6 protein-coding genes are annotated in these 6,132 nt (G+C 47.3%); 4 read left to right on the top strand and 2 right to left on the bottom strand.

The window, feature by feature from the left end:
* Positions 1 to 100 precede the first annotated feature (100 nt).
* Positions 101 to 466 carry a co-chaperone GroES family protein gene (locus V3U24_11040; protein ID MEE9167978.1) on the bottom strand — a complete coding sequence of 122 codons (366 nt, stop codon included), beginning with the start codon at positions 464 to 466 and terminating at the stop codon, positions 101 to 103.
* Positions 467 to 537: 71 nt separating this feature from the next.
* Here V3U24_11040 and V3U24_11035 point away from each other — a divergent pair, with 71 nt between their 5' ends.
* Genes V3U24_11035 through wecB form a run of 3 tightly spaced genes read left to right on the top strand, consistent with a single transcriptional unit; the run spans position 538 to position 3,963 of the window.
* Positions 538 to 1,014 carry a GNAT family N-acetyltransferase gene (locus V3U24_11035; GenBank protein MEE9167977.1) on the top strand — a complete coding sequence of 159 codons (477 nt, stop codon included), beginning with the start codon at positions 538 to 540 and terminating at the stop codon, positions 1,012 to 1,014.
* Between the two features lie 8 nt (positions 1,015 to 1,022).
* The gene (locus V3U24_11030; GenBank protein MEE9167976.1) at positions 1,023 to 2,858 is read left to right on the top strand and encodes an ABC transporter ATP-binding protein; all 1,836 of its coding nucleotides are present in this window, start codon (positions 1,023 to 1,025) and stop codon (positions 2,856 to 2,858) included.
* A gap of 34 nt (positions 2,859 to 2,892) precedes the next feature.
* Positions 2,893 to 3,963 (top strand): UDP-N-acetylglucosamine 2-epimerase (non-hydrolyzing), encoded by a 1,071-nt coding sequence (wecB, locus tag V3U24_11025; GenBank protein MEE9167975.1) that lies wholly within the window; start codon positions 2,893 to 2,895, stop codon positions 3,961 to 3,963.
* A gap of 293 nt (positions 3,964 to 4,256) precedes the next feature.
* On the opposite strand, the gene V3U24_11020 is transcribed toward wecB, so the two are convergent.
* On the bottom strand, positions 4,257 to 4,775 hold the full coding sequence (locus tag V3U24_11020) for a hypothetical protein (GenBank protein MEE9167974.1): 519 nt from the start codon (positions 4,773 to 4,775) through the stop codon (positions 4,257 to 4,259).
* Between the two features lie 421 nt (positions 4,776 to 5,196).
* Between V3U24_11020 and V3U24_11015 the strand changes: the two genes are divergently transcribed.
* A partial coding sequence (locus V3U24_11015; GenBank protein ID MEE9167973.1) for a glycosyltransferase family 9 protein occupies positions 5,197 to 6,132 on the top strand: 936 nt, incomplete at its 3' end.

Raw genomic sequence — 6,132 nt, 5'->3', positions numbered from 1 at the left:
CGTTACCTACCCGGGCTTTCTGACGAAGAAAGGCACCGGGTGATCGAGGAATACAGCGTGAGATTCGATCAGTATGATTGGGGATTGAACAGCCAGGTGCTCAGGTAAGCTGTTCCCGGACCAGGACAAGAATGGCCGCCTGGGGTACGAGGAGAAATTTTTTCTCCTCAAATTTTATTTCTACGGAAGCCTTTTTTAGAAACAGGGCATAATCGCCCGTCTCAACCTGGGTGGGCACATACTTCACGTTGGTAGTATCCGTCTTCCACGGCTCCTCTTCGACATTACTCGGTTCCGATAGGGGAATGCCGGGTCCAACTTCCACCACAACACCACCCCAGACATCCTCTTTCTCCCTGACCGTTGGGGGAAGATAAAGTCCTGCCGGGGACTTTTCGGCGGACTCATCGGGTTTTATCAGAACCCTGTCTCCAATGACGATCAGTTGTCTTTTTCCTATTCTCATGCTCAGGAGTAAAAATAATGAATTCTTCCTTTCGGAGTAATAGATTTATTGGGTAACATACCTGAAGTAGCATGAAAGGGCCGTCCTCTAAAGAAGAGATCTCCCACAGACTAAGTACGAAGATTCTGACAACAGCTGAGGAACTTGAGCAGGCCAAGGCCATTCGGCGGGCCGTTTTCATCGACGAGCAATCAGTGCCTCTGGAAATTGAGATGGATGATTACGACGAATCGGCCACCCACGTACTCGCTTTTCTTAACGGTGAACCTGCCGGAACCGCCAGGTGGCGTTACACGAAGTCAGGGACAAAGCTTGAGAGGTTTGCAGTCCCTAAATCGCTGAGGGGGAGAGGGATCGGAAAAAGTCTGGTCATGTTTGTCCTTGAACAAGTGAAGGGAGCAGATCAAATCTATTTGCATGCTCAGTCCAATGTGATATCATTCTATGAAAAGTACGGTTTCTCCTGCGTTGGTGATCAGTTCTACGAGGCCGACATCCCTCACAGGAAGATGGTTTATCTTTCCCAAAAAGCGACGGAAAGGAGATAAATCTGTAAATGTATAGAAGAGTCCTCAACCTGGCTCGACCTTACTGGCATATCATTGTCGTCTCTATTGCCGCATCCCTTATCTTTGTCTTCTTCAATTCCCTGTCCATATGGGTGACTGCGTCCTTTATCAACAACATTCTGACGGACCATGACACGCTGGTTCAGAATCAGTCCCTTCTGGAATCGGCTACGGACAGATCTCCGAATGACACCCTTAAGATGTGGACCAACAGATTCATTTTGAAAGAAGGAGCCACAGAGACGCTCAAGGCGCTCTGTCTGGCCATCTTCCTGACCTTCTTGTTGAAGAATCTGTTCCTCTACCTCAAGAATCTGCTGGCCGGTCTGGTCCAATTTCGGATCATTATGGACCTGCGTAACAAGCTGTTTGACCATTTGACATCATTATCGTTGTCCTTTTTCGACAAGAAAAAGTCCGGGGAGCTTACCTCAATTGTCTTAAACGATGTGGCAGCGATTCGTCAGTCTCTGGCGGTTAGTTTTCACAAACTGCTGGTGGAGCCCATCAATATTCTCACCTTCACGGCACTCCTGTTCGTGATCAACTGGAAGCTGGCTCTTGCGGCCTGTCTGATTCTTCCAATTGCAGGGATCCTTATCGTTTTTGTGGGTCGAAGTATCCGCAGGAAGGCAATGCGGTCCTCAAGACAGATTTCCGGCATAGTCTCCATCCTTCAGGAAACGCTGAGTTCCATAAGAATCGTGAAGGCCTTTGTTATGGAGAAGGTTGAACGGAGGAAGTTCAGGAGGGAAACGGCCAGATTTTACAAGCTTCAAAGGCGACAGTACGGCCTTCGGTATGCTTCAACTCCGGTGACGGAGGTGATTGGCGTGACCATGGGTGTCATTCTGCTCTGGATAGGGGGGAGGGATGTCCTTTTGCATCAGTCGATGGACCCTGAGGATTTCATACGATTCATTTTGATCCTGTTTTCCGTTTTGAATCCCATCAAACGAATGAACACGGTGAACACAGAAATTCAGACAGCACTCGCTTCGGCGGAACGGGTTTTCTCCCTGTTGGATTCACCCCGTTCGATTGCGGACGCGGAAGACGCCAAGGAAGTGAGCGATTTCACTGATGCCATACGTTTTGAGAATATCCATTTCTCCTATGACGGCACTCAGGAGCGGATCCTGGATGACGTTTCTTTTGAAATCAATAAAGGAGAAGTGGTGGCTGTAGTGGGGAAGAGCGGGGCCGGTAAGTCTACCATTGCCGACCTCATTCCAAGGTTTTACGATGTGGAAAGCGGGACCATTTCGCTTGATGGATTGGACATACGGGAAATCCGCCTTCAGTCCCTGAGGCAACTCATGGGTATCGTTCCACAGGAAACCATTCTCTTCAACGATACGATTGGAAATAACATTTCCTACGGTGATCATGAACGGGAAATGGAAAAGTTGCGCCATGTAGCCAAGGCGGCCAATGCCCTCCATTTCATCGAAGCCCAACCTGATGGATTCCACACTTTCATTGGAGATCGGGGGGTGAAACTGTCAGGCGGCCAACGTCAGCGTATTGCGATCGCCCGGGCTCTCCTCAAGAATCCCCCAATCCTGATTCTGGATGAGGCCACCTCCTCTCTCGACACAGAGTCGGAAAAAAAGGTTCAAGAGGCTATCGACAGGCTGATGAAGGACCGAACCGTCTTTGTCATCGCCCACCGCCTCTCCACGGTTGTCAACGCGGACAAGATCATTGTCCTGGATAAAGGCAAGGTTGTGGAGACGGGAACCCACGAGGAACTCATGAAGAACGACGGGTTGTACCAGAGCCTCTACGACATTCAATACAGTCAGTCGGATACCCGTTGACGTAGCCGTTGCAGTCGAAGCTCAGGAGAATCCAGTGAACCGGAATGTCATGGTTTGCTTCGGGACCCGTCCCGAAGTGATCAAGGTAGCTTCGTTCATCGAAGAACTTTCCAAGGGAGATTTTCCTTTCAAGACTGTTTTTGCGGGACAACACGACGAACTGTTTGCCGATGTAAAACAGTTGATCCCTCCTCCTGACTTCAGGCTCGACATCATGGAACCGGGGCAGTCTCCCTCCGACATTCTGGAGCGTGTGACCAGCAAGTTCGTCCCGGTTCTCAGACGGGAACGCCCGGACCTCGTCGTGGTTCAAGGCGATACGTCCACCGCCCTGGCGATTGCATTGGTTTCATTCTATGAAAAGGTGATGGTGGGACATATAGAAGCGGGACTTCGAACATGGAACCTTGATTCCCCGTTTCCTGAGGAACTCAACCGCCAGGTGATTTCACGGGTCGCATCCGTACACTGGGCCCCAACGAAGAAGGCGGTGCAAAATCTGGAAGCCGAAGGAGTAGAGAATATCGTTCTCACCGGGAACACGGTGATAGATGTCTGCCGGAAGTTCAAATACCCCATTCATTACGGATCGAAGATTCTGGTTACGCTCCACCGGCGGGAGAATCACGGGGAGAAAATGGCATCTATGTTTGCTCAAATTGAGCGTCTTGCTGAAAGACATAACGATCTGGTATTCCTATTCCCCATGCATCCCAATCCAAAGGTTCAGGAACATCGATCCGTGTTGAAGAAAGTTGAGGTGATACATCCTCTGAAATACGATGATCTGTTGAAACTCCTGAGTGAAGTCAGGTTTGTCATCACTGACTCTGGTGGATTACAGGAAGAATGTGCCGTGTTTAAGAAGAAGGTTTTGGTTTGCCGGGATGTTAGCGAAAGACCCGAAGGTGTGGAGGTGGGACTCTCAAAGGTCGTAGGGACTTCAATCGAGGAGAATTTTGAGTGGGCAAATTCAAATCCCGTTTGGAACGGTAGGAATCCCTATGGCGACGGAAGGGCGGCGGAACGAATTGTCAGCTCTATCGAATCTGGTTGGACAGAATCCCGAGATTCCAGTCGGACATTCGCTGGAAATGTGCCGTGACTCGGGTCCATGCTGCGATGCCAGCCTCCGTTGTCGTGTTTTCCAAGATCCAAGCCCTTGGGTTGTACGTCTGGTGGTCCAACGATTCCAGGAAGGCGCCGACTTCCTCAACTAGCCGTTTGGGGTGGCCATATATCTTTCGTGGATCCACAAGATATACATCTTTCGGTCAGCCACGGTCCTGCATTACGCCAACCGCCGTGAACATGCAGGGAAGGTTCATCGCCATTGCCTCATTGCATACTATGCTGTTACCCTCGTAGCGACTTAGGTGGATGAATGCACGTGCCGTCTCATCCGGTCCGGTACTTGATCAGGGAGACAGTCCATCGGCTCAAACCGCCATGTCGGAAAGCCATTCCAATTTTATCTAGAAGAGCTTTACCCTTGTGCCTGGCTCGTGCATCATGAAGGATCAGCCGTGATCCCGCGTTTTCCAGCTTCCCGTCAAATCGGTCCAGATCAACGGTATGGTAAACGACATGTTCAGCATAGTTTCCACATAATCGACCAAAGGTTCTCGCTATCCACTCAGCACAAGCGACCCAGAGGGTGTTTTGTCTTTTGGCAGCTCGCTTCTGCGCTCGGGCGAGTCGTCGGTGAGCACGGGAACGTGTAACCTTGAACTTGACTGCCCCCACTCCGTGCTGGAAACCGATCACTTGATAGCGCTCTGGCCAATCGAGGACGAACTGATTATCGAAAATTATCGGAATGTGATGCTTGACAGGATAGTCAAGATCGCGGTTTCTTGGCGTCATAACCCGTACGTTTTCAAATATGAGTTTGAGATTCCGTGAGAAAGCTTGCACACCTCCGATTGTCCTTGCTGGGTCGCGGTCAGCGTAATGTATGACAGTTGGTGGAATCATGCTCATGACGTTGCGTTCGAGTCTCTCATGGAAGGATAAGCCCTCCTGTCTTCTCCGTGGAAGAGCTTTCTTAACCAATTAACCATTTGTTCTCGAGACACGTGATGTAAATTAATTAACGATTCCCGGAGGAGAAGAATTAGGGAATACGTTGATTACATTTCAGGAATGTCTTTTCGTTCCATCAAGCCGAATGCACCGATTTCAAAGATAAATGCTAAAATAAGAAATAAAGGGATTGATTGTACTGACTGTAATATAATATGGAGAAACAGTTTGTGATCATACTATCCTATCTTTACGTAAGACTTTGTTGAGGTAGCTTTTATTAACATTGTAATAGAAACATTATGCAATAGTCATGACACGAGAGAATTACAGAATTCTTGTTATCATACTTAAAAAAGTTGGAGAGATACTCTTAACGACTCCAGTTTTTAGGGAATTGCACAAGCTATATCCGCATGCTGAAATAACAGTTGTAGTCGATAAAGGTTATAAAGATGTTTTACTAGGTAATCCATACATTAACCATCTTTTTCTATTAGATCCCCACGATTCACCAATTACTCTTTTGAAAAAGGCTGTTAATCTCAGAAAACATAACTTTAATATAACGATTGACGTATTATCCATTCCAAGAAGTGCTCTTATTTCATTAATATCGGGATCTCCCATCAGATACGGACGCAATAAGCGAATTCGGAAGTACGCTTATAATCATTTCTTCACATCATTTCCTGAAATCACTCCATATATCGCTGATAGACGTCTTAATGTCGTACGGGAACTGGGAGGGCTTCCTGATACGACAAAACTAGACTTTAGTATAGATGAACTTTCAACTCAAAAGGGTAAAGAAACTTTGATAGTAAATGGTATATATCCCAATGACAGATATATTACTATTTCACCTGTCAGCTTAGTCAAAAGCAAACTATGGGCATTTGAGAAATACGCAACACTAGCTGATTACATAATCAGTAAGAAAGAATATAAAGTTATTCTTGTGTGTGGACCACATGAGTACCACTTTCTTCAGAAGGTTATTGACTATATGAAATATCAGCCATCCGCTGCACTTGAGTTTCATCAACTAAAAGTCTTCGGATATGTTTTGAGAGAAGCTTGCCTCCACATTGGTAACGATGGAGGTATTAAGCATCTTGCGTCTGCTGTTGGAGTACCTACTCTCACGGTTTTTGGACCAAGTAATGCCAATGTCTGGAATGAAAACAACGATCCCAAACATATCGCTTTGTGGAAAGAAATCAGTTGTCGTCAAAGAAAATGCCAC

Source organism: Candidatus Neomarinimicrobiota bacterium, from assembly GCA_036476315.1.
GTDB lineage: Bacteria > Fidelibacterota > Marinisomatia > Marinisomatales > S15-B10 > JAZGBI01.
Note: the sequence above shows the minus strand (reverse complement) of the source record. Positions and strands in the feature narration are given on the sequence as shown.

Excerpts from the sequence above, each read along its gene's own strand:
- V3U24_11040 (MEE9167978.1), bottom strand. The coding sequence starts at position 466 with ATGAGAATAGGAAAAAGACAACTGATCGTCATTGGAGACAGGGTTCTG.
- V3U24_11030 (MEE9167976.1), top strand. The coding sequence starts at position 1,023 with ATGTATAGAAGAGTCCTCAACCTGGCTCGACCTTACTGGCATATCATT.
- V3U24_11035 (MEE9167977.1), top strand. The coding sequence starts at position 538 with ATGAAAGGGCCGTCCTCTAAAGAAGAGATCTCCCACAGACTAAGTACG.